The following is a 26,119-nucleotide window of genomic DNA, read 5'->3' on the forward strand; positions in this document are numbered from 1 at the left end:
CTGCATCGAACCGCTGGCCATGGATGAAGGCGAGATCTTCAACATGTACCACGAGATCCCATCGGTCGCGAAAAAAGCCACCTGGGGCCTGAAATACACCCGCTCGATCTCCGATCCGAAGTTCGAAACCGGCACCGTCGAAACCGACAAAGAGTTGCTGCGCAACCTGATCGCCTATTACTGCGTTCTGGAAGGCATCTTCTTCTACTGCGGCTTCACCCAGATCCTCTCCATGGGCCGCCGCAACAAAATGACCGGCGTCGCCGAGCAGTTCCAATACATCCTGCGCGACGAATCCATGCACCTGAACTTCGGCATCGACGTGATCAACCAGATCAAAATCGAAAACCCACACTTGTGGGATGCTGAGATGAAGGAAGAAGCGACCCAAATGATTCTGCAGGGTACGCAGCTGGAGATCGAATACGCTCGCGACACCATGCCTCGCGGCGTACTGGGCATGAACGCGGCGATGATGGAGGACTACCTGAAGTTCATCGCTAACCGTCGTTTGAGCCAGATTGGTTTGAAGGAAGAGTATCCAGGGACGACTAACCCGTTCCCTTGGATGAGCGAGATTATGGACTTGAAGAAAGAGAAGAATTTCTTTGAGACTCGTGTGATCGAATACCAAACTGGTGGTGCGCTTAGCTGGGATTGATTTCTCATCAAACTGCCACTGAGTGAATTACTCAAAACGGAAAAGCCTCGCATTGCGGGGCTTTTCTACGTTGGAAGATATCCAGGTCAGCTCAAGCGGTTAAGTCACAAGTTAAAACGTGAACCTTTCCGTATTTTCTGGCGATGTCTATAATGAAAAATATTCAATAAACATAATAACTTAACACACTGATTTAAAAGGACTTACCGTGTTCGACAAGGCTATTACTTACAGAGAACCTCGATGCAAGCGGTAGATATTTTTTCAGGCGCTGGCGGCATGTCGGTAGGTGCATGCCAAGCAGGTGTAGATGTCAGATACGCAGTCGAATATGACATTCATGCTGCATCCACCTATAAAAACAATCATCCCGATACGATAATGCTCAATGAAGATATAAAGAAAATATCTATACGGGACATGCCGAATCTACTCCCAAATGTGCCAATAGTTTTGTTTGGAGGCCCCCCCTGCCAAGGTTTCTCCACATCGAACCAAAAAACTAGAAACATCACCAATGAAAAAAACTGGTTATTCCTCGAGTATCTTAGAATTGCAGAAGAACTCACACCAGAATGGATTGTTTTTGAAAATGTAAAGGGACTGAAAGAAACTGAGGGAGGTATGTTTTTGAGAGACATTCAAAAATCTTTCGAAGACATTGGGTATACGGTATCTACTTTCACCCTGAACGCAGCAGATTATGGTGTACCACAACGAAGAGAACGTCTATTCGTAATCGGTTCAAAATCTAGAATTCAAGTATTACCGCCAAAAAAAACTGTGCGCAAACTAATCACAGTAGATCAAGCTCTGCATGACTTACCAAATCTTGAAAACGGAGCAGCGGTAGACGCACTACCATATAGATCCAAGCCAAATTCTGCATTTGCAAAAGCCATGCGAATGAACAGGTTAGATTGCACTGGCCATCTTGTAACAAGAAACTCGCCACTAATTGTAGAACGGTATATGCATGTTCCTCAGGGAGGAAACTGGGAAAACATTCCTGAAAATCTGATGTTGAACTACGCTGACCGAAGCAGATGCCACACGGGAATTTATCACCGCCTATCGCACGACAAACCATCAATTGTCGTAGGAAACTTCAGAAAAAATATGCTGATACATCCATGGCAAAACAGAGGGCTTTCAGTGAGGGAAGCGGCACGTTTACAATCTTTCCCCGATGAATATTGTTTCTCAGGATCAATTGGGTTCCAACAACAACAAGTAGGCAACGCAGTACCACCCTTACTAGCAAAAGCAGTATTTGAAAGTATCTTAAATTGCATTTGAGAAATGGAAGTCAACATGTGGGAAGATTCGAAGATTGAGCAAGAGTTAGAACAAAAAATGAACAAACGCGGAAGCAATGGCAAAGCGCTTTACGCGCGTTACATTGCGGCCAGAACCGTTCTCAACAAAGAAATCTTGCCATGGATTAGGACGATCGAAGGTTCCTTAACAGATCATGGTCCCGACCACATAAGAAACGTCTTAGACAACGCATATCAATTGATTGGTCCAAAATCCGACTTAAATGACATCGAATTATACATTCTTTGCCAATCAATACTATTTCACGATGTCGGCAACTTATTTGGAAGGGCCAAGCATAACCTTAACATCCCCCAGGTATACATAAAAATATTCTCTGAGTTATGGCTCAGTCGACAAGAAATGTCTCTAGTAATATCAATAGGGCGAAGCCATAGTGGTAAAAGTCCGGCAGATGGATCTAAAGACACCTTAAAAGATCTAAAAAATGACTTCTACGAATCAACCAACGTAAGAGCTCAACAACTTGCGGCGATTTTACGCCTTGCAGATGAACTCGCTGAGGGACCTCAAAGAACATCATCATACTTAATAAACTCACACTTGTTCAACGCCGACTCTCATATGTACCACATGTACGCAAGCGCTACACATGTAGGCATTGATCGAGGGGGGGATCGAATCGCCCTCAGCTATCATATTGAACTAGATAAATTTAATTTCTCAGACCCAACCGGAGTCGAGGAATTTTCGAAATTCATGAAGTGCATATATTCAAGAGTTCATAAGCTTGATGGAGAGCGCAGATACTGCAAACATTATTGCGACCTTCTCAACCCCTACAAAAGAACCTCAGTAAGCTTCAGCTTTTGGAGCGACGACCACCAAATGGATCTGGCAGTTGCACCATTTGAGCTTGATGATCTATTTGTGCCAGGATCTGACCTAAAGGATATAGAAAAAGTATTCCCCAACTACGGCATCGAGGAAATGGTGCTTCGCATAAAGCAGCTGAAAGGATCTCATGATGAATAAAAACCCATTCGATTTTGACGGAGCTAAAAATCTTCCTCCGAATCTTCTTCTTAAATGGTTCATTGATGACTTCAATTACGCTCGTTTTTTGAAGTCTACTCGAAACGTTTTATTGAAAGGGCATCGCGGTTGCGGAAAGAGCATGACCCTCCTCTATTACTCGTTGCCATTGGAAATTAAGAAAACTGAATCAACTAACTCCACAAATCTATTTGACAATATTGGGATATATATATCGTGTAGCACACCACTTTCCAGAAGGGTTGATCACGACTACTTTGAGAACAATAAATTTTCTCAGGCAATTTCCGAGCATTACTTGGTTCTAGCAATCGCTGTAGCTATAGCAGAGCATTGTGAACATTTCGTACCGCACTTAACTAGCGAAGACTTCGAAACACTTAGCGGCGAACTATATTTCGTTTTTGACGATGACATACCACAAGACAAATCAATATTCAAAAGTTTAAAAAGAATACTAAACAAAGAACTCAGAACAACTCAAGAAAAATTCTTTTTATTTGAAGAACAATCCGAATTTTCTTTTGCTAGAACATTTTACACACTAATACTCCCAGTCTTATCTGCGCTTCGAGCTATCCCTCTGCTGGAATCTACTCATTTTTCTTTAATGATAGATGACGCGCAAGATCTGAACGAAGATCAACGACTCCTACTAAACTCTTGGCTGAGTTATCGCGACCACTCAGTTTTCAGCTTTAAAGTTGCACTAGCAACATTAGAAGACTTCGACAGAAGAACTGCGACAGGTGGCAGCATAATCGAAGGCCATGACTTTATAGCAATAGATCTTGAGCAACCCTTTCAGAATGAGAACTCGAAATTTGGACAACTCGCGAGAAGTATAATCGAACGTCGCCTGCTAAATGTCGGAATAACATCAACCCCAGATTCCTTCTTCAAAGAAAGCGCGGAGTTCCGGAAAGGTTTAGATGAATGTGAATCTCAGACTAGACAAGATTACTTAGAAACAAACCCAGACGCCTCTCAAAAGCAAATAGCGGATCACATCTATAAACAGGCGAGAGCCTTATATTATAGGTCTCGCTCTCCAAAGGCGAATCGGCCAGTTTATTCAGGTTTAGATACCCTAATACACCTTTCAAGCGGTGTAATCCGAAACCTCTTGTTACCGTGCTACTGGATGTACGATGACGTATTGTCCAATCAGGGGGATGACGAAACAATCAACGAAATACCTCCTGCTGTTCAATCTGACGTAATAATCAGAGAAAGTGAAAAGTTATGGACGCGCATTAGAGATGGCTTGGATAAAGAAATGGATGACTGCTCAAGGGAGCAAGCATCGCAAATATCCAACTTAATTGAAGCGCTAGGAGATTATTTCCGAGATAGACTTCTTAACCACGCTTCAGAACCCAGAATAGTAACGTTTACAATTTCCCAAGTTAAAACTGAACCCGACCCTAGACTAATGGCAGTTCTCGCACTAATGCGAAAAGCTCAAATATTGTATCGTCGACTGGGAAGCGCTAAAGATGAAGGCCGGCAAGAATATTACTACACTTTAAATAGGCTTTTTTGGCCTGCACGGGGATTAGACCCTCATGGGCAGCACGGCAGAGCCTCAATTAAAGAAAGCGATCTCTGCTACGCATTAGAAAATGGAAAACTACCAAAGCTGACTACGACAACCGTACAGAGAGGTTTATTTGATGAGTAAAATTATCTTGATCACCTCTGTAGGATGGGAGCCTCGCTTTAAACTGGGCCTACAAAACACTTTGGAATCAAACCCTGATATTTCAGAAATTATATATCTTCACCCCACTGCTTTTAGATTTAGGACTGACTCAATTTTAGCCGAAACAAAATTGGGCCTGAAAAAATTTTCTTGCACCCACACACTCATTGGCATAGATCCGGGCAATCACGTAAGTTCATGGCGCACAATACAAAATACACTATCCGCAATACAGCCTAAGAACAAAATAATCTTAGACATGACTACAATGCCCCGTCAAATAATTTGGGCCTGCTTGCATTTCCTCGAACACGCGAAGGTCAATGTGCAATGCATTTATTACAGACCCAAGACTTATGGGAAATGGCTTTCTGGCGACAACGGAAAACCCAAACTATTATTCCGTCATAGCGGCATTGCATATCCAGACCGTCAGACTTGCCTGTTATTATTTACTGGATTCGACATTGAGCGAACCAATCAAATTGTTGAGGCTTTTGAACCCGCCAAGGTAATACTAATTGCCCCTTCTGGCGACCAGCTTAACAATACAGAAAGATGCGTAAGCAGCGTCGTTAGTCGTGCCGAAATGCTAAGCACCAGCTTAGACGCCTACTCTGAAATCACAGAGCTAAGAGACAACTTAGTTAAATTAATCGCTAATGACACACATAAATATAACGTTATCGCAACTACGATGGGACCACGAAGTAGCGCTGTCGCGCTTTATCTTTTAAATAAATCCATGCCTGAAGTCGGACTATCTTACGCGAGCTCGCACTTGTACAATGAAGATTACTCAACCGGGATTGACTACAACGCAAAGTTTGAATCCACCGTAAACTTCTCGGACGATGACGGATTGACTGCCGGTTGATAAAGTTCGCCGCATGCGGATTATTTCTTAATTGAGCGGTAATATCCGGTAATTTGTGAGGCTTGACCTGTGCTGTGCAAGCTTTTAACCTCGTCCGCTGGTGCCTAAGAAACACCTCACACAGCGGACTAACCGCACCCGACAGTAGCGGCTTTTTTTGCCTACGGATTCCCCGTGCGCATCAAAAACTCTGTTATGCCGGGAGTGGGCGAATACAAGACCCGAAAGGGGAATATGTCCGGCCCTCTGTGTGGGGTTTCTTAGCTCCCGGCACCCAGCCTTAAGAAAGCTGACATCACACAGAGGTAAATGGATATGCCTAAAAATTTCTCCTTCGGCACGAAGGAAATTTGCTTCAACCTCAACATCATCTACATGCTTCCAGCACTGGAGGCCCACCATGTCTGAACCTCACAGTTCGACTGTCTTCACTCTGCACAAGCTCTCTCTTCACGCCCTCCTCCTCGAAGGCCAGCCATGGTTTTGCGCCCGCGATATTGGCCGGTTGATGGGCGTCCATCTCAGTGATCGAATGGTCAGCAAACTGGACAAGGATCAGCATCGTTTTCTGTGGATTGAGTATCACCGGCAACCTGAAAAGCAGTTGATGCTCAGTGAGTCAGGCGTGTATGCGCTGTTGGTGTATCACTACATCCCAGGGAATCGGCTGTTGCGCGAATGGCTGACCCATCAGGTGGTTCCAGCCTTACGCGATGCTGCGCCCTCAAAAAATTCAGATATACCTATGCTGAGTTTTTTGAAATGGCCTGAGATGTCTGTGAGTCTGTTGCATTGGCAGGATGAAAGCTGGATTCGGCTACGAGATATGCCGTATCTGTTGCAGGGTCAGACACAGCAGCGAGCGACTGCCGCGAAGTCTTGGTGGCGGAAGGCTGCAGAGGTATTTCAGTCGAAGCATCTGATGAGTTAGGTGCTGCTTGTGAGATCACTTGCGAGAACTGTCGCAAATCTCTGTAGGAATTTTCCTAGACAGCCGTGATGGCCGCTCAGTATCGTCCGAGGGTTTTCAACCCTCGGCGATTTTATGTATACGGAAAAGGAAAATAGTGGCTGGACGGATGAGGAGCTTGAAGCTTCGGTTGATGGCTATCTCGATATTCAGGCTCGCTACCCAAATGATCAAAAATTTAATAAGTCCTTGGAGCACAGGCGTCTGCTGGACGGCGTGCTCGCCGGGCGAAACACCAAGTCGATTGACTATCGACTGCAGAACATTACCGCTCTGTTCGGAGATCTTGGGCTGAAAACGATCTCTAGCTACAAACCAAAGGTGAATCTCGGTTCAGGGATTACTGCGCGCCTGATCAAAATCCTAGAATCGAAAGGCCTCATTACGCTGGATTCCGGTACACCTTCCACGCAAGAAGAATCATCACTTCGAAATGTACAACGAGCGAAACAACGTGATTTCGTAAGTGAGCCAGAGGGTGTGCAGATACCTCAGCAAATCGTCAGGACAACCAAAACCTACGCCCGCATATCCAAAGTCAAAGATTGGATTCTGTTCAACGCCAAGGGTATCTGTGAGGGATGTGGACAAACAGGTCCGTTTGAAATGAATGGAGAACCTTACCTTGAGGTTCACCACGTTAAGCATTTGGCGGATAACGGGACGGACTTTAAAACCAACACCGTAGCGCTGTGCCCGAACTGTCATCGACGCTGCCACCATTCAAGTGACCGGGAGCAGTTTACAAACTCTCTTTATAAAAAAATACAAAGATTAAAGCGCGAATAAGCACCGCACTCAGCATCATCAAAAAATAAAGCAACCCACTCTCGCTTGCATAGCAAGCGAGACGTAGAAAACGAACATCAATTAGGCTATGGCGAAATCTCATACCTGTCATTCCAACATGATTACACCCTTGCATATAGCGGGTCATTCTTCTGAAAAATACTATCTTCATTTTTTTCAGTAGAGGCAACATATGAAAATATCTTGCAATGGCCAAAGTTCTCGTCTAGGCGCTTCTTATACCGCTGGAATTTGTTAGTTTCGGAGATCTCTGCAAAACTTTGAGTACACAAGTTCCCCAATACAAAATCCTCGCTCAAGGGCAATCCTTTTGCGTTATTTGCCCATGCGCTAAGTAGAAGGTCTCCCATAAAATTTATGCCGAATGATTCATGCATAAGATCGCATGGATTGTGACCGGCATCATACTCAAACAAATGTTTCAAAGCACATTGAAGCCGAACCTTAGTTTTTGCCTTATTCTCAACCGCTTTAAAGCACTTAATAGCGCCGACTAGTTCAGACTTAGTTAAGGAATTTTCACGCAAGTACTCCTCGCCTCTCCCCACGGGAAACGTGCGCATTAACAAAATCTCGCTAATTCCAGCTTCACAAAGATCAGAATATATCTGCTCCACCTTATTATTCGATATATTACCAAAGTGTATTGGCAACTGTGCTTTTGTACGAACACCAAGTGACGAAAACTTTCTGGCAGTTTTAAGATTGCTCGAATTATATCCCACTGGCCTAGAATCCTGCGGGCTATCCGCTGGTTCATCGTACGTAAACTCATATTCACCAATAAAGCTCGAAATCTCATGCACACCGTATTTTTTTACGAAAGCACCCGTGGATGTTATTGATATTGATTCTTTCCCAAAAATTTTTGAGGCTGCCTTTATTACTAAGTAATTTTCATGACAAGCAAGTGGATCGCCACCGGCGAAGTCAATTTTTACATCGTACCCCTTCAAATTATTAAGTATTCTTATTTTTTGCTCATACGAAGGCTCTTTACCAGCCCGCTGTCGACTGATAAGCGCCAAATCATATTTGGTAGGATTGACATCCTTATATTCAACTTTAAATCCGGACTCCAAGTCTCTTTCAACAACAGCAATATTCTTTAGAGAATTCTCCCTCACGATTATATTATTGTTTTTCGATGAAACATGAACTGCATCAGTGCAGCAAAACTTGCAATCCCACGGACAAACGAGACTTATATTCCATATTATATCTAGGCGTCGATTAGGCATCATGACATCCGACATTCAAAACCAAATCATTATAATTGTCACGCAATTGATTCATGATGTCTTTGTTATTTCTCTTGGTGCTCACATCACTTTCTAGCTCGTTCAACGTCCTCCACTCGTAGTTCCTATCCCCAACAGTGAAACTCCCGTCCGGCAATAACTGTTTAAAAATCTTCACATGGAAAATTTCAAAATGGTACTCTTTAACCACATTTTGCGGCGGATCAAATTTTTCGGATTTAAAGTTAAACTCTTGCAACAAATCAATTTTGATATTTTTTGCATCAACTCCTAGCTTATCACCTAAGGATTTAGTAGTACCTGATTTCTGACTACTTACATATTCAGTCAACGCCGCCTGCTTTACATAGGGTAAAAAATAGCACGACCAGGAAGCTTTTTTTTCCACAAGAAGTTTCACTTCACCATCAACCTCTCTCTTTATAACGAAAACCGAAGTCCTATCAGGCCTGTTTAAAATAGATTTATCTATCTTCTTTAAAAGAAGCTCAAATGGGCTTTCAGATCGAAGTGCCCGCACAATTGCCACTGCCGTCCAAACAGAAAATACAATGGTCGCGGCCCATAACACCGTTCTCATCCCATCGGGCATACTTAAGTTAAAATCTAAAAACGGTATGCTTACGCTAGGCTGAAAACTAGTGGTTGCTAGCGCTATAAAAAGTGAAATCAATACCGTCAACGGCAAATGCCACGATCTTTTTGCATCTTGAACCTCATCATACTCCTTAATATAGAGTTTTAAATCCGATCTATTAATCGTTATTTTTTGGCATTGTATTGCCTTCTTATAATCAAAACACTTGCAAATTTTATCTTTTAGTGTACCTGGAGAGTCCATAAATTCTGTTCCCTGGAAAAATCCAATCTTCGCGATTAAAATTCGGAAAATTTCTATTTTTACATTTATTATTGCCAGTTCATTAACAGTGACCCAGCCCATAGAAAATAATGCCCTAAGCCCCCTTAGGCCTCAATAGCTTTCTAGTTTCTTCATTCCTTGCTCATTTCTAACAGCAATTCCGGCTCAACGCTCAATGTTTTAAACCTAAAAGGTGCCGGTTACCGGTGATATTTCCAAGAAATTTATGCTGCCATTTATCGCTGGCAACCCGCGCCACCTCCCGCTATTAATACCCCTCCCCCACTCAAGGACCCGAGCCCTGCCATGAAATTCGATCTCGCCTACTGCCTCAGCCTCGACGACAAGTTGTCGATCTATGATGTTCGTGATCTCAATTTCGATGAGACGGTGGCGTTTGACTCCGCGAAGGAACACTTCCAGTGTCCCAACGATGCCTGTCGTTCGGCGTTCGAGACCTCTAACGAGTTGGGCACGTTCAACGCCAAGAACGTGAATTACGTTCGCACGCCGCACTTCAAGAATCTGCCCACGACGCAGCATGTGGCGGGTTGTCCGTATGTGAGCTTGAAGGCGTTGGCGTCGGGCGTAGAGGCAACGGATGGCGAGGTTGATGACGGGAAGGAAGAGCACTTCCCATCAGAGTTGTTGCTGACCCGACGTGAGTACGTGCGCAAGCCTGTCGCACCAGCGGGGGTGGCGGATGTGTTGCGTGATGATCCGGTACGGGTGGCGGCGGACGGTGGTAAAGAGTCGGCGAGTCGTGAGTCGGCGCCGGACAAGACCAGTGTGTTTGCGCATCCGGTGGAGTGTTTTGTTTCGAACTTCGCCGACAAGGAGTTGCTCAAGCGGATGCCGTTGAAGGTCGGTGAGCATTCGGCGCCGTACAGTTCGTTCTTCAAGAAGATTGAGTACCTGACGGACAACAAGGGACTGATTTATTGGGGGCGGATCAAGAAGATCGAGGACTTTCACAGCGGCGCCAGTTTTCGCATCGATTTCGAAGACAAGGTCTGGCTCAAGAAGCCGGAGGACAGTAAGAAGAAGCCTTATCCGGTCAGCGTTTATCTGAACCGGAAGCTGATCGACAACTACCGCAAGCGCAAGGCGTTTCTGGAGGAGATCAAGCACGCTGCTGATAGCGACAAGGCGTTGTTCTGTTTCTTCTATGGCGTGACGCCTGAGTTGAAACAGGTGCCGGGCAAGAAGAACCCCGAAAAGCCTTTCGAGGTCTTCAATGCCAATATCGAGAACCTGGATCACTTCATCATTCGTGAAGCGCCGGGTCTGGAGTGACGGTTAGCCCTGGGGCAGTTGCAGTTTGACGGCGCCGGGGTGTTGTTTGATCAGCGAGTACGGCAGGATCGACCAATCGGGTGAATCGCAGGCTCGTTCTATGCGGGCGAAGTACGCACCCAGGTACAAACCTTTTTCGGTGAAGTGCCAGTTGGAATAGCTCCAGTTATCTTCATTGGTGAAGTCGCAACTGTCTTCATCTCCTTCCGCAGGTTTCTTCATTTCATCCGGGTACAACGCGGTGAGTTGTTTGATCAGCCACGGCTTGAATACTTCGCGCTGGTACTTTGAGCGCGCCGCGCTTTCATCCTCGGTCAATGGCTGGTCACCGCCTCTGTAACGATCGGCGTGCAGAATGGGCTCGCCCTCTCCCACCCAGAGCACGTCTTCGAGCGACAGCGGATGGCCGGTTTTTACATCGATGTTAAGTGGAGAATCGCCGAAGTCCGGATGCGCGCCGCCGCAGTCGTAGCTGGTGGAAATGTTCAGGCTGATGACGCTCGGCGAGATAAACGTCGGGGTGACGTCCTGGAGGAATTCGGCATATCCGCGACCGCGCAACTGGCAACCGTAGTAACTGATGGCCTCATCCCACAAGCGCCCGAGCAACAGCTGGTTAACCCGTTGCAGATCTTCTTTGGGCAGACCGGATTCGATGCTGAACATGGACATTTTGCTATCAGGCTCTTCTCACCATTGCAGGGTGTAGCCCATGAAATCCTGCTTTTTACCGGGTTTGAGTTTCAGTCCCTGAAGCCGTAGGTATTCATAAGGCTCGCTCTTGGGCAACTTGGCGATGTAGGGCAATGCATTCGCCGGCACTTCGGGAAGTGGCGTATCTGTGACCAGTACGGGCAGCTTTTTGCCTTTCGGATTTTGCCATTCGCCCTTCCAGCCGCCATCAATCTGTTGCAGTTTGAGGGTCGGTAACGGCTTGTCCGGTTCCATACGATTACTGCCCTCTGTGAGCACCAGTACGTCATTTTTCAACGTGCCGTTGAGCTCCAGATCACGGTGAAATTTCTCGTAGAAATAGCGACCGGTGACTTGCTCAGGGTCGCTCGTATCGACTTCGAACACGATCGGCATCTTGCCCAACATACCGGTGAATACGAGCCTGTTATCTTCGGCTTGTGCGTTGGATAGCATTGAGAAAAGCAAAACGGCGCATGGCGCCAGGCGCATCAGTCCCTTGAGCATTGATCGATCCTTGAAAGAGGCGGAGGCAGCGCCGGGCATGAGGGCCAGCGCTGATAAATTTGCGGCGGATTATGGCGAGGCTCGTTTAACTAATCGAGTTTTGGCGCTCATATTCTTCCAGCCACTCTGCGCGTTTGATGGCCGCTATCTCCTGAATAATTTGCTTACGACGCGATTTGGCAGCATGAAGCTGAACATCATCCAGGAAGCCATAGTGACGCAGCCAATGAAGAGTCATCTCCTCATCAGGGAAGTAATAATCCTTGGCGCCTTTGCTGTTTCTCGGCGTGTCATTCATCTGCTCATCAAACACCATGGCGGCGGTTTCATCAGGCGGCAAACAACCCGTGTGGGCAACCTTGTCTCGAAAAATCCAGGCGATTTCATCAATGTGTTTTTGCGCACTGCGATGGCTGCGCCGATAAAACTTTTGCGATTCACAGGTCTGTGTCATCCGCGCCAACATCAAGTCAGGATCGAGCCACTGCCCCAAGTCGTGATGCAGCGCATTGATCATCAATCCACTGGCCCAACGCTCGACGAATCGCGTAACAAAGCCTTCTACATCAGCTTTTTTTGCTTCAGCAAAGATCATGCAGTAACGGGTCTTAACGTGGATGGCTAACAGAACGTTCTTTCGCTGCACGGTTATCGCGTGTACCAGCCACTGCTCGTCAGCACCGGTCAGCTCATCATCCTCAATGATTGGTGACGGAGGCTTGGCGTCCACGGGCGTGATTTTCTTGCCCTTGTGGACACGGCTGAAGAATTTGCTGGCGGCTTCTGTGCAGTTAAAGATAAGCATGCTGGCTCTCTGTTGGGGGCGTGACTTCCGGATATCGACATATCTTTTCTGCTGCTCGAATCGGAGTGGTTTCGCGCAGAGCCTTACTTTATCGAGATACCCAGTAATACGACAATCAACAATCCTATATAGACCCAAGCATGCACCCGATCCGGTATCCGCCCGATCCATGGTGTCGCCAATCGAATCCCCAGCAACGAACCCACCGTCAGCAACGCAAACGCCAGCAAGTCCACATACCCGATGAACCATGGCCCAAGATCTGTCTTGCTGAAACCGGCCACCGCCATGTAGGTCAGCGTTCCCGCCAATGCCACCGGCACGCTCAACGGATTGGCCATGGACGTCGCCTGCGACATGCTCAACCCGCAACGGCGCAGCAGCGGCACGGTCATGACGCTTCCTCCTACACCAAGAAACGTCGCGATGGCACCAATGCCTACACCGCCGCCGGACGTTTCCATCCTGCCCAATACGCGTGGTACTACGCCTTCGGTGTGTGTAAGGAATCCACGTCGCAGCAGGCAATCAACAATGGTCACGCCAAGGTAGGCGATGAACGCATAGCGAATCACTTCACCGCTGACCCACACCGCTGCTATCGCGCCGATGATTGCGCCCAATCCTATGAATCCACCCAAGGGCCACAGGTAATTTCGAATGAGGTTGCCGGTACGTCGGTGTTTGTCGGTGGCGATGAGTGCGTTGACGATCATCACGCAGGTCGAGGTAGCGACGGCGATGTGCATCGCTGATTGGCCGATGAGGTCGTCGGCGCCGTGGCTGGCGGTGAGCATGCGGTAGAGCAGCGGCACAACGACAAAGCCGCCGCCGAAACCGAAGAGCACGGCGGTGATGCCGGTCAGGCAGCCGAAAAGTGTCAGCAAAAGATAGAACATGGATCGTCATCCGGTGATGGGGAGCGTCGACGATAGAGCGGCCGGACTTGGCCTGCTTCAGCAAATCAGCCAATAATGTTTGCGTTTACGCCAACCGCTGAGTGCCGCTTGATGCGCAATGTTTCGATCAATCTGCTGGATGACACGCCGCGCCCGGTGGTGGCGATCGGTACGGATTATGCCCACGGCCATCTGTTGCCATTTCATACGCATCGTCGAGCGCAATTGCTCTATGGCGCGACTGGAGTGATGCAGGTCAGTACCCACGAGGGCAACTGGGTGGTGCCGCCGCAACGGGCGGTATGGATTCCTCCGGGGGTGGCACATGAGGTGTTGATGCTTGGGGTGAGCACACGCAGTTTGTACATCGAGCCGGGTGCGGTTGATTTGGGTGAGTGTTGTCAGGTAATCGACGTGTCACCGTTGATGCGCCACTTGCTCATGGAAGCGGTGGAGGTGCCGCTGGCTTACGACGCGAGTGGGCGCGACGGTGCGCTTATCGATTTATTGCTGCACGAACTCGCACGCAGTGCTCCGTTGCCCTTGCACATTCCGTTGCCGACTGACGGAAAACTACTCGCGCTGTGTCAGAACTTTCTGCATCAACCGAACGCCCATCAATCGCCACAGCAATGGGCCGATCACTTGCACATAAGCTTACGGACCTTCAACAGAGGGTTTCGACAGCAAACCGGAATGAGCTTCAGCCAATGGCGACAACAGGCCTGCGTGGTGCTCGCGCTGGCACGGCTGGCGGCGGGTGAAGCCGTGACGCGGATCGCCCTGGACTTCGGTTACGAAAGCCCGGCAGCGTTCTCGACGATGTTCCGGCGCATTCTCGGTCAGCCACCGTCCGTCTGGTTGGAGGCGGCAAATCAGGGGAAATCAAAAAATGCGTTTGATCCCGGCTGAAAACAACTGTACAAAAACACAGTACATTTTAAATCAGCACTCTTGAGCCCGGAGCACACCATGGCCTCTCTTGCGATGAACCACATCCTCGAACGCATTGCCCTTTTCCAGTTCACCCCGACTCACTGCGTGCAAGCCAGAGTAATGCTGGGCTGGAGCGTGGAACAGTTGTCGCGGGAGGCTGAAGTTTCGGTAGACGACATTCAACGCTTTGAAGCGCAGCAAGAGGTGGCGGATGCGGCGCGTCTGGCGTTGGCGTACCGATTTGAATCGCGGGGGCTGGTGTTCTTTCCCGGATTTGCGCCGGGGCGTAGTGCGAGTTTGAACGGGATGACTTCGGAATCAGCGGGGGGTGGGGAATATGCGATGGCTGAGTGAGGGTTTGTGGCGAGGGGATAGATACCCCTTCACCACAAAAATCAACATCAGTGCTGACTGACGGGTGTCAGGCGTTCTGCACCACCGCCTCACTTTCCCCTTCAACCCCCAACCACCAGGCATTCGCACGCTGCGGTTGCGCGATGTTGAACGCCTCACCCATTTGCGGCGTGGTGATAGAAATGCTGCGTTCCCAGGCCAGCGCCAGAATCCGGTCGAACGGTTCATGCCACGCATGCATCGCCAGGTCGAACGTGCCGTTGTGGATCGGGAATAGCCAGCGGCCCTTGAGGTCGATGTGGGCTTGCAGAGTTTGTTCGGGTTGCATGTGCACATGCGGCCATTCGACGTTGTAGGCGCCGGTTTCCATCAAGGTCAGGTCGAACGGGCCGAACTGTTCGCCGATGCGTTTGAAGCCGTCGAAGTAGCCGCTGTCGCCGCTGAAGAAAATTCGTGTGTCACCGTCGATCATCACCCATGACGCCCACAAGGAGCTGTTGCCGTCGAACAGGCCACGACCGGAAAAGTGCTGCGACGGAGTGGCGATGAAGCGGATACCGGCGATTTCAGTGCCTTGCCACCAGTCGAACTGGCGCACTTTGCTTGCGTCGATGCCCCACTTGATGAGCGTGTCGCCGACGCCCAGCGGGGTCAGGAACAGATTGGTCTTGACCGCCAGCCTGAGCACCGCCTCGTAATCGAGGTGGTCGTAGTGGTTGTGCGACAGGATCACTGCCTCGATAGGCGGCAACTGGTCGAGGCTGATCGGTGGTTGGTGGAAACGCTTCGGGCCGGCCCATTGCACCGGCGAGGCGCGCTCGGCGAACACCGGATCGGTAATCCAGAATTTGTCCTGCATCTTCAGCAACAGGGTCGAGTGACCGAGGCGATAGACGCTGTGGTTCGGTGCTGCCAACAGATCTTCGCGGGTCAGCGGTTGCACCGGGATCGCCGCAGCAGGTCGGGTATTGCGGGGTTTGTGGAAGATCATGTTCCACATGATCCGCAGCATTTTGCGCAAGCCTTCGCGTTGCACCGGCGCATGATTGCGGAACAGCCCTTGATCCTGTCGAGAGGCTTCAGGCGTGGATGTTTTATCCGAAACGGAAACTGGATTGGCCATGACTGAATGACTCCAGAAAAACCGCGCTATTCACGGTTTTCCTCGGTGGGACGATAAATGGCCAAAGCACGCACGCATCAGCCGAACTGTCTGGTTTTTAGGTTACGAGGATTAACGCAACATTACACCGGGCGGTGTAGTTTCGTAGGTTGCATCAAAGTCGATGACAAGTAAACTGCCAAGTGTAATTTCTCCCTTTCCTGCCGAAGCGTACTTATGACAGCTCCACAGCGCCTCACCGATCGCAAACGCGAAGCCATCATTCAAGCGGCGATCGCCGAATTCCGTGCCAACGGTTTCGAGATCACCAGCATGGACAAAATCGCGGCGACTGCCGGTGTGTCGAAACGCACGGTGTACAACCATTTCCCCAGCAAAGAAGAGCTTTTCGCCGAAATTCTCAACCAACTGTGGGCTCGGATCAGCGCCGAACAAACCGTGACGTACAGCGCTGATCAGCCGTTGCGCGAGCAACTGCGGCAGATGTTTCTGGCCAAGTTGCAATTGATGGCCGAGGACAACTTCCTCGGGCTGGCGCGCGTGGCGATTGCTGCAACCATTCACTCTCCGGAGCGCGCGCAAAATATGGTCGCGCGTATGGGCGAGCGGGAGGAAGGCCTGACCGTATGGATTCGTGCCGCACAGGCTGATGGCCGATTGAAAGCCGTGGACGCGGATTTCGCCGCACAACAGGTGCACGGATTGTTGAAGTCATTCGGCTTTTGGCCACAGATATCCATGGGCCAGCCGCCCCTCGACGCCGTGATGCAGAGCAGCGTGGCCGAATCGGCATTGGAGATGTTTCTGGCGCGTTATCAACGATGAGCCGCCCGGCTCGCAGATGACGCCGCTCAATCATCAACAAACTTTACAATGTTTCGAGACGAGCAAATCTTGTACAAGATCACAAAGCTTGTATAAGATTCATCCGTCAGCCTGGATGCTGGCAATTTAGAGTCAATGCTGAATATTTTTCACGCATTCGACCTGCCAGCGCGGGAACAAGGACACCAATCCAGTCTTTTTCCTACTTCCGGGTACTGCTCACATGTTCTTCAATCGCCACAAATCCGCCCTCGACGACCTCCAGCAAATCATCACTGAACAGAACGGGCTCCTTGACGCCATCAACCGCTCCATGGCGGTGGTCGAATTCGATCTCGACGGTTCGGTGTCGCGCGCCAACGAAAACTTTTTCAAAACCATGGGCTACCGCGCCGAGCAGGTAATCGGCCAACCGCATCGCATGTTCTGCACTGCCGCGTTTGGCCGCAGCGCTCAGTACAACGAACTATGGTCACGCCTGAAAAACGGCCAGTTTCAGTCCGGCACCTTTGAGCGGGTCGACAGCCAGGGCCGGCCAGTCTGGCTCGAAGCCAGTTACAACCCGATCAAGGATGCATCGGGGCGCGTGGTGAAAGTGGTCAAGTACGCCATGGACGTCACCGCCAAGGTGCAGCAGGAAAACGAAGCGAACGCCAAGTTGCAGGCAATCGACCGGGCGATGGCGGTGATCGAATTCAACCTTGATGGCAGCGTTCTCAACGCTAATCAGAATTTTCTTACACGCATGGGTTACACACTGGCTGAGCTCAAGGGTAAACATCACCGTATGTTCTGCACCTCTGAGCTGCATAACAGCAGCGCGTATCAAGACTTCTGGCGACGGTTGAATCAGGGTGAGTTCATCCACGGGCAGTTCGAACGCGTCGATAAATACGGGCGAACCGTGTGGCTGGAGGCCAATTACAACCCGGTCTACGACGCGTCCGGGCGTTTGTGCAAAGTGGTGAAGTTTGCTTCGGACGTCACCGCGCGGGTTGAACAGCATGAGCAGGACGCCCGCAGTGCCAGCGCCGCGTATCACATTTCGGTAGAGACCCGAAAAGTCGCCGAGACAGGCACGCAGGTCATTCAGCAGGCCGCCAGCGAAATGCGCGAGATCGCCGAGAACATTGCCGAATCCTCGACCCTGATCGCGAAATTGGGTGAGCGCTCCGAGCAGATCACCACCATCGTCAATACCATCCGGGCGATTGCCGACCAAACCAATCTGCTCGCACTGAACGCGGCCATCGAAGCGGCGCGCGCCGGTGAACAGGGCCGTGGCTTCGCGGTGGTCGCCGATGAAGTTCGCCAACTGGCGGCACGGACCAGCGGTTCGACAGCGGAGATTTCCAGCATGATCGGTCTGATCCAGAGCGAAACCCGTCAGGCGATCAAGAGCATGGAAAGCACCCAAGGTCGCGCGGCTGAAGGCGTCGAACTGGCCAATCAGGCCGGGACGGTGATTCTGCAGATCCGTGACGGCGCCAGTGAAGCGGTGCAAGCGGTGAGCATGTTTGCCAATGAGCGGGCGGAGGGTGATGCCCACACAGGGCGGCGCGGCTGATCAAGGCAACCGCAGTGCTTGGCCAAGTTCATCGAACAGCGTCACCACCGAGCGCAACGCCCGGCAATCCGGGCGTGTCAGCAGCCACAGTGCCGTATCGTAGCCGTGCAACGGTTCGCTCAGCGCTTGTAAACCATCGTTGATGAGAAAGTCCGGCAACGCGGCAACGCCAAGGCCGGCGCGCACCAGTTCCGTAACCGAAAGCATGCTGTTGCAGCGATAACCCGGGGTCACGCCGGGTAAATGCTGGCGGCGCCAGGCGATGGTTGGGTGATCGGGTAGAAAGTCGTCCGGGGCGATCCAGGTCAGTGCGGCCAGATCCGACGCATCGACGCGTTGCAGATAGCCCGCACTGCCACAAACCCTGTAGGAAACCTTCGCGAGTTGCCGTCCGACCAAATGCTCCGGCGGTGTGCGTGTCAGGCGCAAGGCGATGTCGGCATCGCGGCGGCTGAGGTTGGCGAAATCGTTGGAGGTGCTCAGCTCGAGGGTCAGCGCCGGATAGTTGGGCATGAACCGCGCCAGCGCTGGCAGCAACAAGCCTTGCAACACTGAATCGGTGCAGGTCAGACGCACCGTGCCGCTGACCACTTCGCCGCCCTGCTCCACACCGATCCGCGCCGCTTCCAGTGCCTGCTCTGCGCGCTCAGCCTGCTCGGCCAGCGTCTGCGCCAAGGTTGTGGGCAAGTAACCGGCACGACTTTTTTCGAACAGTTGCTGGCCAAGCGCAGCCTCCAGTCGCCGCACGGCGCGAAATACCGTCGAAACATCGACTCGCAAAAGTTTTGATGCCCGGGCCAGAGAGCCGCCACGCACTAAAGCGAGGATCAACGCCAAATCCGGGTAGTCGAGCCGATAGTGCGTCGGTGCATTGTTCACTTGGGGAAACGCCAATATTGAGTGCGTGAGCGCCAATCTATAGTGAGCACCAGCAGCGGGCAACTGCACCCAACGCCTGTGGTGAGGGGATTTATCCCCGATGGGGGGCGCAGCCGCCGCCGAAGCGCTGAAAAACGACGACTGCTTCGCAGCCGATCGGGGATAAATCCCCTCGCCACAACAGCTCATACAGATCATCAAGACCATCAAGCTCATCAAGCTCATCAAGCTCATCAAGACCATCAAATAACAGGAAATCCCATGGACGCCATTTCCATCGCCCTGATCGGCGATTACGACCCACAAGTCGTTGCCCACCAAGCCATCCCGGTGGCCCTCGGCCTGGTCGCCGAACACCTTGATCGCTGTGTGCAATTCCAATGGCTGGCTACCGATCAAATCCACGCTGATACATCATTAAGCCGGTTCGACGGTTTCTGGTGTGTACCGGCCAGCCCCTACAAAAGCGAACAAGGAGCGCTCAGGGCCATCCGTTTTGCCCGCGAACAACAACGCCCTTTCCTCGGCACCTGCGGCGGTTTTCAACATGCGGTGCTGGAGTTTTCCCGCAATGTGCTGGGCTGGACGGACGCCGAACATGGCGAAACTTCCCCCAACGCCAAAAGAGCAATCCTCACGCCGCTAACCTGTTCGCTGGTCGAAGCCATCGACAGCATTCAGCTGCTGCCCGGTTCGTTGATCGCCAAGGCGTACGAAACGTCGCAGATTCGCGAAGGCTATCGCTGCCGCTTCGGCGTGAATCCGCAGTTCGAAGCAGACCTTTTAAACCATCAGCTACAGGCGGCGGGTCATGATTGCGCGGGCGACTTGCGGGCGATCGAACTCAAAGATCATCGGTTCTTCGTCGCCACGTTATTTCAACCGGAGCGTGCAGCGCTCAAAGGGCAGATTCCGCCGCTGGTTCGGGCGTTTATTGAAGCCTGTGCGGAGCAACGTTGATGACACATTGCTTCGCGGTGATTTTTACCTCGACCCGCACCGAGGGTGACAACGGCTATGCCGAGGCGGCCGAGCGTATGGCCGAATTGGTGCGCGAACAGCCCGGTTTTCTCGGCGTTGAATCGGTTCGAGGCGCGGATGGCGTCGGCATCACAGTGTCGTACTGGGAGAGTGAAACGGCGATTGTGGCTTGGCGGCAACATCCCGAGCATCGGTTGATTCAGCAGCGTGGGCGGTCGACGTGGTATTCGGCGTTTCATGCGCGGGTGTGTCGAGTTGAGCGTGAGTATCGGTTTGGGCAGTGAGTAGTGCGGTGTACTCACCGGCCCCATCGCTGGCAAGCCAGCTCCCACAAGTACAGCGTGATCGCCAGAACACCCCATAACCTGTGGGAGCTGGCTTGCCAGCGATGAGGCCCTGACAGCCACAGCAAAACCTCAGCCCCGCACCAAACTCCGAACCGCTTCAATCTCCGGCACTTCACGCTTGCTCATATACACCCGCAACGGCTCGGTGATGTTGATCCGGTCATCGATATTCTGATCCAGCAGCAACTGGATCAGCTCACGCTTCAACGTCAGGGTCGTAGGCGAAGCCTGGGCCCAGACGAATTCGCTGGTCGGAATAATGCCGTCATCCGCCACGTCCATGCCGAATGAGTCTTCGCTGAAACGCACGATGTACTGGCCCGTTTTGCGGTTGAGGCCGACAAAGCCCTTGAGGTCGTCGGCCGCCTGGCAGATGAGTTGGGAGGTGATGCGCATGGTAAACCTCACGAAATGTTGATCGATGGTTTACACGCAGGGCAACTGAACGGCGCGCCCTCTGCCGGGACGTCTGCCGAGGGCAAGCGTACTGCAAACAGCGCCACAAAAGTGCAGGAAAAATCGTTTTTAATAGGTTTATGTCGGTCTGGCGATAGCATGCAATCGATTCAGTTGTTAAAAGGTACGTCTTTGAAAATGCCTGCGAAAGGAACTCGACCATGCCTGCCACTTTCACCAAAAGCGCCCTCATGCTGAGCCTGTTGCTCGGTTTCGGTCAGGCGCATGCCGCCACTCACAGCGATCCGAACGCAGTGGCTGCGGCTCACGGCATCCCGCACCCGGCGGTGATCGCCCACCGTGGCGCGTCGTTTGATGCACCGGAATCCACCGCCGCGGCCTACAAACTGGCCCGTGACCTGGGCGCCGACTATCTGGAAATGGACTTGCAGCGCAGTAAGGACGGCGTGCTGTTCGTCCTGCACGACGACAACCTGCAACGTACCACCGACGTCGCCAGCAAATTCCCGGATCGCAAGGACAGCCCGGCCAACGCCTTCACCATGGCCGAGCTGAAAACCCTCGATGCCGGCAGCTGGTTCAACGCCAAATACCCCGACCGCGCGCGCCCGTCCTACGCTGGGCTGAAAATTCTCACCCTCGATGAAGTCATCGACATCGCCCAGGCCAATCCGCAGCACAAACCGGGCCTGTACATCGAGACCAAAGAGCCGCAGTTGTTTCCCGGCCTCGAGAAAGACCTGAAAGAGAAACTGCAGGATCGCGGCTGGCTCAGCCCGGCCGGCTCGAAACTGGCGAAAAGTGCGCTGGGTGTCGGTCAGGGCAAAGGCAAGGTGATCCTGCAGACCTTCGAGAAGAACAGCCTCGAACTGCTGCAAAAGGAAATGCCGCAAGTGCCGAAGATCCTGCTGTTGTGGGTGGGCGAAGGCAGCATCGAGCCGAAATCCAAGGTGACGTTTGCCGAGTCCGGTGAGAAGGACAAAAACGCTTTCTACGGCAAACAGGAGCCGAAATCCGAAGCCGAGTTTAAACAATGGGTTGATTACGCCAAGGCTCAGGGCGCTATCGGCACTGGCCCTTCGGCGAAGCTGAGCCATGGCGGCGATCAGAGTTATTCGGATCTGGTGCAACCGTGGATGAACCAGTACACCCACGATCAGGGCCTGCTGGTGCACGTCTACACCGTCGATGAACCGGTGGACTTCGACAAAGTCATGGCCGCAGGCGTCGATGGCATCTTTACCAACCGCGCCAGCGAACTGTTGAAGTTCTATGAACGCCCGGCCGCTGCCAGTGTCGATCAGGTGTTGAAGCACAACGGTTTCTGATCGCTGACCGAGGCGTCTTCATCGCGGGCAAGTCACGCTCCCACAGGTTCTGTGCCCGCGTTGTATCGAGAGTTTGCAAATTTAAGGGTGAATTAAGTTGCAGTGGCTAATCTGAACTCACTTCAACAGAACACGCACTTAGACAAACCAAGGAAAGAACTCATGAAAACTTTGACTGCCCTGTTTACTGCTGCTGCCCTGACCCTCACCGCAGGTATCGCTCAGGCTGATGTGCGCGTCGATCAGATTCCTGAGCTGGTCAAGTCTGGCAAGATCAAGTCGCTGGAATCGATGAACGCCGAGGCATTGAAACTGCATCCGGGTGCGACCATTACTGATACCGACCTGGACAACCACTTCAACGGTTACGAGTATGAAGTTGAATTGCGCATGGCCGATGGTACTGAATGGGACGTCGACTTCGATGCCACCACCGGCAAAGTCCTGAGCAACAAGCAAGACACTTGATACACCGCACCACCAAAGCCGCACGATTGAAAGATCGTGCGGTTTTTTTATATCTGGCGTCTGGCCTGGATTATGTGTCGTCAGAAAGATCTTCCCCCCTCACCCCAGCCCTCTCCCCCCGAGGGGGCGAGGGGGCGAGGGGGAAAGGGAGCCGATCAGGGTCCAATGCCGGTTATAGATCACCGGACATCGGCCATGCTCGTGTCGAATTGAGATCGACTGTGTACCGACTCGGAATCCGAATCGGTACACAGTCAAAGGGTCACGCGCTCAGGCGAGCGGTGACTTCGTTCAGTTGCCCGGACAGGCCGTGCAGATTCTGGCTGGCGCTTTCGGTGCGCTGCACGTTGTCGAGGTTGGTGCTGGCAATCGAAGTGATCTCGGTCAGGTTGCGCGAGATGTCCTCGGCGACCGAAGTCTGCTCTTCGGCCGCCGTGGCGATCTGACGGTTCATGTCGCGAATCGCTTCCACCGCGTGGGTGATGCGTTCAAGCATGGCGCCCGCCTGAGTCACTTGCTCGACGCTTTCGTCGCTGCGGGTCTGGCCGCTATCGATGGCTTGCGCCGCGTCTACCGCACCGGTCTGCACACTTTGAATGATCTGGTTGATCTCGATGATCGACTCCGCCGTACGCTGCGCCAGGTTGCGCACTTCGTCAGCAACCACCGCAAAACCACGCCCGGCCTCACCGGCGCGCGCCGCTTCAATCGCGGCGTTGAGCGCCAGCAGATTGGTTTGTTCGGCAATGCCGCGAATCACTTCCAGCACCTTGCCGATGCGGCCGCTGTCGGCTTCGAGACGACGAATGACCGTGGCGGTGTTGGCGATTTCGCTGCGCATCTGCGTGATGGAATGGATGGTGCTTTGCATGACCTTCTCACCCTGCTGGGCGGACTGGTCGGCATCGTCGGCAGCACGCGCGGCATCGGCGGCGTGACGCGCGACTTCCTGGGCGGTGGCGGACATTTCGTTCATCGCCGTGGCCACCTGGTCGGTGCGGTTGAACTGTTCGTTGGTGCCGCCGGCCATGATCGTGGCGATGGCGTTCAATTCGCCGCTGGCGCTGTCCAGATCACTGGCGCTGCGCTGCAAACGGGTGAACGTATCCGCGAGGAAATCGCGCAGGGTATTGGCCGCTGCAGCGAGGTTGCCCAGTTCATCCTGACGGTCGCTGACCACACGTTCGGCCAGTTTGCCGCGGCTCAGTTGGGTGACGTAGTCGATGAGTTTGCGGATCGGCTCGATCAGGTTGCGGTTGACCAGCCACAGGCTCAACAGCCCGATCAACAGACCCGAAACGAGCATCACCAACAGCCCCAGCCACACGGTGCGATCGGCCTCGGCACTGATCAGCGCCGACTGCTCGGTGCCCTGCTTGCGCAATTCAGCGACCAGTTCGCTCATCTGATCGCTGGCAGCGCGGTCGACACCTTTGACCGCCGCGTCGCCGGCAGCAGAATCGCTACCCGCGGCAACGTAGGCATCACGGCCCTTCTGGTAGGCACTAGCCAACTGACGATGCTCTTCACGCAAGCGCTCGATGCGGGTTTTCAGGCTTGGCTCGATGCCTTTCTGGCTGGCCAGTTCGCCGAGGATTCTCTGCACATCGCGCTGGCGATCTTCGAACTGGCTCCAGTACTTGGCCAGATCCGCCGGCTGCTTGCCGCGCAGCAAGACGTTTTTCCACTCCTGTACCTGCACCTTGAATTGCAGGTTGGCTTCGTCGATCAATTGCGAGGTGTGCAACGGGCCGGCGATCAACTGGCTGTAGCTATGCACGCCATTGGACAGGAAATGAAAGCAGGCCAGCGCGATCAACAGCACCGCCAGCAGGCTGCCGCTCAGCAGGGCGAGAATTTGCGCTCTCAGGGATTTTTGCAGCATCGCAGGTACTCAGGACAGGAATGAGGCACGCCCGGATCAGACGTGAAAAGTGGCCGGACTTCCCTGTCGGCGAACCTTGGCCAACGGCCAATGGCGCGCAACCTAACGCACCTGTGATCGGCATGCCAGAGCGTTTCTTGAACAAATCCCGACCGCCGGTAACGTATTGATTTGACGTCATTTTGCTGTCACGCAAACGTCATGTGACATTGCGATGATTCGGCACAGGTGAATCTGTAAATCCCGCCCGGCACCCCTCTCGTAGCGAGCCTCCATGAACCACAGCCTCGACATCAGCCATCGCGATCCTGACCTGTTTGGTTTGCTCTACGGCTTTCGTTTCCTGCCCGGTGAACGGGGCCGCGAAGTCGATTCGGCGACTGCGTTGCGCTGCTTGCAAGACGACAGCGACAGCGGCGAATTCCTCTGGCTGCACTTGAATCTCGCCCACGCCGCGTGCGAGCGCTGGATGAAAAGCAATCTGCAATTGCCCGAAGAGTTTTTCGAGGCGCTGCACGAAGGTTCGCGTTCGACGCGCATCGAGCACGTCGACTCGGCGTTGCTGGCGGTGGTCAACGATGTGGTGTTCAACCTCAGCAGCATGGTGTCGTCGGACGTATCGACGTTGTGGGTGTGCGTACGCAGCAAACTGATCGTCAGTGCGCGCCTGCAACCGTTGCACTCGGTGGACAAATTGCGTTCGTCGGTGAAGGGCGGTGAGCGCTTTCGTTCACCGTCGGAACTGCTCGTGCACCTGCTGCGCGATCAAGGCGAAGTGCTGACGCAGATCGTGCGCAAGACCAGCCTGAGTGTTGATACGGTCGAAGACGAATTGCTCTCCTCGCGCCTGTCGACCAATCGCGCCGAACTTGGCGCCAACCGCCGAGTGCTGGTGCGTCTGCAACGACTGCTGGCATTGGAGCCGGGCTCATTGCTGCGCCTGCTCAACCGCCCGCCGCCGTGGTTGCAGAAGGAGGACGTCAAGGAACTGCGCAAATCCACCGAGGAGTTTGCGCTGATCATCAACGACCTCACCGCCCTCGGCGAGCGCATCAAACTGTTGCAGGAAGAAATCGCCGCCAACCTCAACGAACAGAGCAACCGCACGCTGTTCACCCTGACCGTGGTGACAGTGCTGGCGTTGCCGATCAACATCATTGCCGGTTTTTTCGGGATGAATGTGGGTGGCGTGCCGTTGTCGCAGGATCCGGAGGGATTCTGGATATTGGTCGCGCTGGTGGCGACGTTTACGGTGATTGCGGGGCGGTGGGCGTTTCGTAAGCGTGGGGATTATTAAGATCTTCAGATCATTAACACTCCCACAG

24 protein-coding genes and 3 pseudogenes are annotated in these 26,119 nt (G+C 52.3%); 18 read left to right on the plus strand and 9 right to left on the minus strand.

Going from position 1 to position 26,119, the window contains the following annotated elements; genetic code table 11:
• The 7 genes from ACIQVE_RS14355 to ACIQVE_RS14385 form a co-directional block, all read left to right on the plus strand.
• On the plus strand, positions 1 to 661 hold a 661-nt coding region (locus ACIQVE_RS14355), incomplete at its 5' end, for a ribonucleotide-diphosphate reductase subunit beta (RefSeq protein ID WP_402809276.1).
• 243 nt (positions 662 to 904) lie between these two features.
• On the plus strand, positions 905 to 1,960 hold the full coding sequence (locus tag ACIQVE_RS14360) for a DNA cytosine methyltransferase (protein WP_402809279.1): 1,056 nt from the start codon (positions 905 to 907) through the stop codon (positions 1,958 to 1,960).
• Between the two features lie 15 nt (positions 1,961 to 1,975).
• On the plus strand, positions 1,976 to 2,977 hold the full coding sequence (locus ACIQVE_RS14365; protein WP_402809281.1) for a hypothetical protein: 1,002 nt from the start codon (positions 1,976 to 1,978) through the stop codon (positions 2,975 to 2,977).
• A complete protein-coding gene (locus ACIQVE_RS14370) occupies positions 2,970 to 4,682 on the plus strand; it encodes a hypothetical protein (protein WP_402809283.1) in 1,713 nt (570 codons plus the stop codon). Before ACIQVE_RS14365 ends, ACIQVE_RS14370 begins: the two co-directional genes overlap by 8 nt.
• On the plus strand, positions 4,675 to 5,580 hold the full coding sequence (locus ACIQVE_RS14375) for a hypothetical protein (protein ID WP_402809286.1): 906 nt from the start codon (positions 4,675 to 4,677) through the stop codon (positions 5,578 to 5,580). Before ACIQVE_RS14370 ends, ACIQVE_RS14375 begins: the two co-directional genes overlap by 8 nt.
• A 400-nt stretch (positions 5,581 to 5,980) precedes the next feature.
• A complete protein-coding gene (locus ACIQVE_RS14380; RefSeq protein WP_402809289.1) occupies positions 5,981 to 6,511 on the plus strand; it encodes a Bro-N domain-containing protein in 531 nt (176 codons plus the stop codon).
• A gap of 114 nt (positions 6,512 to 6,625) precedes the next feature.
• Entirely contained in the window at positions 6,626 to 7,339 is a 714-nt protein-coding gene (locus tag ACIQVE_RS14385) for an HNH endonuclease (protein ID WP_402809292.1), read from the plus strand.
• A gap of 122 nt (positions 7,340 to 7,461) precedes the next feature.
• Here ACIQVE_RS14385 and ACIQVE_RS14390 read toward each other — a convergent pair whose 3' ends face one another.
• A complete protein-coding gene (locus ACIQVE_RS14390) occupies positions 7,462 to 8,487 on the minus strand; it encodes an SPASM domain-containing protein (RefSeq protein WP_402809295.1) in 1,026 nt (341 codons plus the stop codon).
• 106 nt (positions 8,488 to 8,593) lie between these two features.
• Positions 8,594 to 9,565, minus strand: a complete 972-nt coding sequence (locus tag ACIQVE_RS14395; protein WP_402809297.1) for a hypothetical protein — start codon at positions 9,563 to 9,565, stop codon at positions 8,594 to 8,596.
• 225 nt (positions 9,566 to 9,790) lie between these two features.
• On the opposite strand from ACIQVE_RS14395, the gene ACIQVE_RS14400 reads away from it, so the two are divergent.
• Entirely contained in the window at positions 9,791 to 10,780 is a 990-nt protein-coding gene (locus ACIQVE_RS14400; protein WP_402809300.1) for a hypothetical protein, read from the plus strand.
• A gap of 3 nt (positions 10,781 to 10,783) precedes the next feature.
• Here ACIQVE_RS14400 and ACIQVE_RS14405 read toward each other — a convergent pair.
• The 3 genes and pseudogenes from ACIQVE_RS14405 to ACIQVE_RS14415 form a co-directional block, all read right to left on the minus strand.
• Positions 10,784 to 11,980 (minus strand): annotated as a pseudogene (locus tag ACIQVE_RS14405) (hypothetical protein).
• An 85-nt stretch (positions 11,981 to 12,065) separates the two neighbouring features.
• Positions 12,066 to 12,785: a DUF6933 domain-containing protein gene (locus tag ACIQVE_RS14410; protein ID WP_402809303.1), complete on the minus strand. Its 720-nt coding sequence runs from the start codon at positions 12,783 to 12,785 to the stop codon at positions 12,066 to 12,068.
• Positions 12,786 to 12,868: 83 nt separating this feature from the next.
• A complete protein-coding gene (locus ACIQVE_RS14415) occupies positions 12,869 to 13,684 on the minus strand; it encodes a sulfite exporter TauE/SafE family protein (RefSeq protein ID WP_402809306.1) in 816 nt (271 codons plus the stop codon).
• Positions 13,685 to 13,795: 111 nt separating this feature from the next.
• Here ACIQVE_RS14415 and ACIQVE_RS14420 point away from each other — a divergent pair, with 111 nt between their 5' ends.
• Both ACIQVE_RS14420 and ACIQVE_RS14425 read left to right on the plus strand, forming a co-directional pair.
• Positions 13,796 to 14,596 (plus strand): AraC family transcriptional regulator, encoded by an 801-nt coding sequence (locus ACIQVE_RS14420; RefSeq protein WP_402809308.1) that lies wholly within the window; start codon positions 13,796 to 13,798, stop codon positions 14,594 to 14,596.
• Positions 14,597 to 14,656: 60 nt separating this feature from the next.
• Positions 14,657 to 14,974, plus strand: coding sequence for an XRE family transcriptional regulator (locus ACIQVE_RS14425; RefSeq protein WP_402809310.1), 318 nt, complete (start codon positions 14,657 to 14,659; stop codon positions 14,972 to 14,974).
• A gap of 67 nt (positions 14,975 to 15,041) precedes the next feature.
• On the opposite strand, the gene ACIQVE_RS14430 is transcribed toward ACIQVE_RS14425, so the two are convergent.
• Positions 15,042 to 16,097, minus strand: coding sequence for an MBL fold metallo-hydrolase (locus ACIQVE_RS14430; protein WP_402809313.1), 1,056 nt, complete (start codon positions 16,095 to 16,097; stop codon positions 15,042 to 15,044).
• A gap of 216 nt (positions 16,098 to 16,313) precedes the next feature.
• On the opposite strand from ACIQVE_RS14430, the gene ACIQVE_RS14435 reads away from it, so the two are divergent.
• The 3 genes and pseudogenes from ACIQVE_RS14435 to ACIQVE_RS14445 all read left to right on the plus strand — a co-directional run.
• Positions 16,314 to 16,922 carry a TetR/AcrR family transcriptional regulator gene (locus ACIQVE_RS14435; RefSeq protein WP_402809316.1) on the plus strand — a complete coding sequence of 203 codons (609 nt, stop codon included), beginning with the start codon at positions 16,314 to 16,316 and terminating at the stop codon, positions 16,920 to 16,922.
• A 313-nt stretch (positions 16,923 to 17,235) separates the two neighbouring features.
• Positions 17,236 to 17,919: pseudogene (locus ACIQVE_RS14440) on the plus strand (PAS domain-containing protein); the annotation flags it as partial.
• 108 nt (positions 17,920 to 18,027) lie between these two features.
• Positions 18,028 to 18,489, plus strand: a pseudogene (locus tag ACIQVE_RS14445) (methyl-accepting chemotaxis protein); the annotation flags it as partial.
• On the opposite strand, the gene ACIQVE_RS14450 reads toward ACIQVE_RS14445, so the two are convergent.
• Positions 18,490 to 19,368 carry a LysR family transcriptional regulator gene (locus tag ACIQVE_RS14450; protein ID WP_402809318.1) on the minus strand — a complete coding sequence of 293 codons (879 nt, stop codon included), beginning with the start codon at positions 19,366 to 19,368 and terminating at the stop codon, positions 18,490 to 18,492. It abuts the pseudogene before it with no gap.
• Between the two features lie 261 nt (positions 19,369 to 19,629).
• Between ACIQVE_RS14450 and ACIQVE_RS14455 the strand changes: the two genes are divergently transcribed.
• A complete protein-coding gene (locus ACIQVE_RS14455) occupies positions 19,630 to 20,328 on the plus strand; it encodes a CTP synthase (protein WP_402809320.1) in 699 nt (232 codons plus the stop codon).
• The gene (locus tag ACIQVE_RS14460; RefSeq protein ID WP_402809323.1) at positions 20,328 to 20,633 is read left to right on the plus strand and encodes an antibiotic biosynthesis monooxygenase family protein; all 306 of its coding nucleotides are present in this window, start codon (positions 20,328 to 20,330) and stop codon (positions 20,631 to 20,633) included. The genes ACIQVE_RS14455 and ACIQVE_RS14460 overlap by 1 nt, the downstream gene beginning before the upstream one ends.
• A 132-nt stretch (positions 20,634 to 20,765) precedes the next feature.
• Here the strand turns inward: ACIQVE_RS14460 and ACIQVE_RS14465 are convergent, their stop codons facing one another.
• Positions 20,766 to 21,092, minus strand: coding sequence for a DUF2025 family protein (locus ACIQVE_RS14465; RefSeq protein WP_402809325.1), 327 nt, complete (start codon positions 21,090 to 21,092; stop codon positions 20,766 to 20,768).
• 221 nt (positions 21,093 to 21,313) lie between these two features.
• On the opposite strand from ACIQVE_RS14465, the gene ACIQVE_RS14470 reads away from it, so the two are divergent.
• Complete coding sequence (locus ACIQVE_RS14470) at positions 21,314 to 22,441, plus strand: glycerophosphodiester phosphodiesterase (protein WP_402809328.1); 1,128 nt, start codon at positions 21,314 to 21,316, stop codon at positions 22,439 to 22,441.
• Positions 22,442 to 22,603: 162 nt separating this feature from the next.
• A complete protein-coding gene (locus tag ACIQVE_RS14475; protein WP_402809330.1) occupies positions 22,604 to 22,909 on the plus strand; it encodes a PepSY domain-containing protein in 306 nt (101 codons plus the stop codon).
• 262 nt (positions 22,910 to 23,171) lie between these two features.
• Here the strand turns inward: ACIQVE_RS14475 and ACIQVE_RS14480 are convergent, their stop codons facing one another.
• Positions 23,172 to 24,794: a methyl-accepting chemotaxis protein gene (locus ACIQVE_RS14480; RefSeq protein ID WP_402809333.1), complete on the minus strand. Its 1,623-nt coding sequence runs from the start codon at positions 24,792 to 24,794 to the stop codon at positions 23,172 to 23,174.
• 274 nt (positions 24,795 to 25,068) lie between these two features.
• Here ACIQVE_RS14480 and ACIQVE_RS14485 point away from each other — a divergent pair, with 274 nt between their 5' ends.
• Positions 25,069 to 26,091: a transporter gene (locus ACIQVE_RS14485; protein WP_402809336.1), complete on the plus strand. Its 1,023-nt coding sequence runs from the start codon at positions 25,069 to 25,071 to the stop codon at positions 26,089 to 26,091.
• Positions 26,092 to 26,119 lie beyond the last annotated feature (28 nt).

It is taken from the genome of Pseudomonas sp. NPDC098747 (assembly GCF_044760045.1).
Classification (GTDB): domain Bacteria; phylum Pseudomonadota; class Gammaproteobacteria; order Pseudomonadales; family Pseudomonadaceae; genus Aquipseudomonas.

What these genes read in the sequence shown, in the direction of transcription:
- ACIQVE_RS14460 (WP_402809323.1), top strand. Translation starts at nt 20,328, where the DNA reads ATGACACATTGCTTCGCGGTGATTTTTACCTCGACCCGCACCGAGGGT.
- ACIQVE_RS14400 (WP_402809300.1), top strand. Translation starts at nt 9,791, where the DNA reads ATGAAATTCGATCTCGCCTACTGCCTCAGCCTCGACGACAAGTTGTCG.
- ACIQVE_RS14365 (WP_402809281.1), top strand. Translation starts at nt 1,976, where the DNA reads ATGTGGGAAGATTCGAAGATTGAGCAAGAGTTAGAACAAAAAATGAAC.
- ACIQVE_RS14470 (WP_402809328.1), top strand. Translation starts at nt 21,314, where the DNA reads ATGCCTGCCACTTTCACCAAAAGCGCCCTCATGCTGAGCCTGTTGCTC.
- ACIQVE_RS14425 (WP_402809310.1), top strand. Translation starts at nt 14,657, where the DNA reads ATGGCCTCTCTTGCGATGAACCACATCCTCGAACGCATTGCCCTTTTC.
- ACIQVE_RS14360 (WP_402809279.1), top strand. Translation starts at nt 905, where the DNA reads ATGCAAGCGGTAGATATTTTTTCAGGCGCTGGCGGCATGTCGGTAGGT.
- ACIQVE_RS14385 (WP_402809292.1), top strand. Translation starts at nt 6,626, where the DNA reads ATGTATACGGAAAAGGAAAATAGTGGCTGGACGGATGAGGAGCTTGAA.
- ACIQVE_RS14370 (WP_402809283.1), top strand. Translation starts at nt 2,970, where the DNA reads ATGAATAAAAACCCATTCGATTTTGACGGAGCTAAAAATCTTCCTCCG.
- ACIQVE_RS14380 (WP_402809289.1), top strand. Translation starts at nt 5,981, where the DNA reads ATGTCTGAACCTCACAGTTCGACTGTCTTCACTCTGCACAAGCTCTCT.
- ACIQVE_RS14415 (WP_402809306.1), bottom strand. Translation starts at nt 13,684, where the DNA reads ATGTTCTATCTTTTGCTGACACTTTTCGGCTGCCTGACCGGCATCACC.
- ACIQVE_RS14455 (WP_402809320.1), top strand. Translation starts at nt 19,630, where the DNA reads ATGGACGCCATTTCCATCGCCCTGATCGGCGATTACGACCCACAAGTC.
- ACIQVE_RS14465 (WP_402809325.1), bottom strand. Translation starts at nt 21,092, where the DNA reads ATGCGCATCACCTCCCAACTCATCTGCCAGGCGGCCGACGACCTCAAG.
- ACIQVE_RS14480 (WP_402809333.1), bottom strand. Translation starts at nt 24,794, where the DNA reads ATGCTGCAAAAATCCCTGAGAGCGCAAATTCTCGCCCTGCTGAGCGGC.
- ACIQVE_RS14430 (WP_402809313.1), bottom strand. Translation starts at nt 16,097, where the DNA reads ATGGCCAATCCAGTTTCCGTTTCGGATAAAACATCCACGCCTGAAGCC.
- ACIQVE_RS14395 (WP_402809297.1), bottom strand. Translation starts at nt 9,565, where the DNA reads ATGGGCTGGGTCACTGTTAATGAACTGGCAATAATAAATGTAAAAATA.
- ACIQVE_RS14410 (WP_402809303.1), bottom strand. Translation starts at nt 12,785, where the DNA reads ATGCTTATCTTTAACTGCACAGAAGCCGCCAGCAAATTCTTCAGCCGT.
- ACIQVE_RS14475 (WP_402809330.1), top strand. Translation starts at nt 22,604, where the DNA reads ATGAAAACTTTGACTGCCCTGTTTACTGCTGCTGCCCTGACCCTCACC.
- ACIQVE_RS14435 (WP_402809316.1), top strand. Translation starts at nt 16,314, where the DNA reads ATGACAGCTCCACAGCGCCTCACCGATCGCAAACGCGAAGCCATCATT.
- ACIQVE_RS14375 (WP_402809286.1), top strand. Translation starts at nt 4,675, where the DNA reads ATGAGTAAAATTATCTTGATCACCTCTGTAGGATGGGAGCCTCGCTTT.
- ACIQVE_RS14420 (WP_402809308.1), top strand. Translation starts at nt 13,796, where the DNA reads ATGCGCAATGTTTCGATCAATCTGCTGGATGACACGCCGCGCCCGGTG.
- ACIQVE_RS14485 (WP_402809336.1), top strand. Translation starts at nt 25,069, where the DNA reads ATGAACCACAGCCTCGACATCAGCCATCGCGATCCTGACCTGTTTGGT.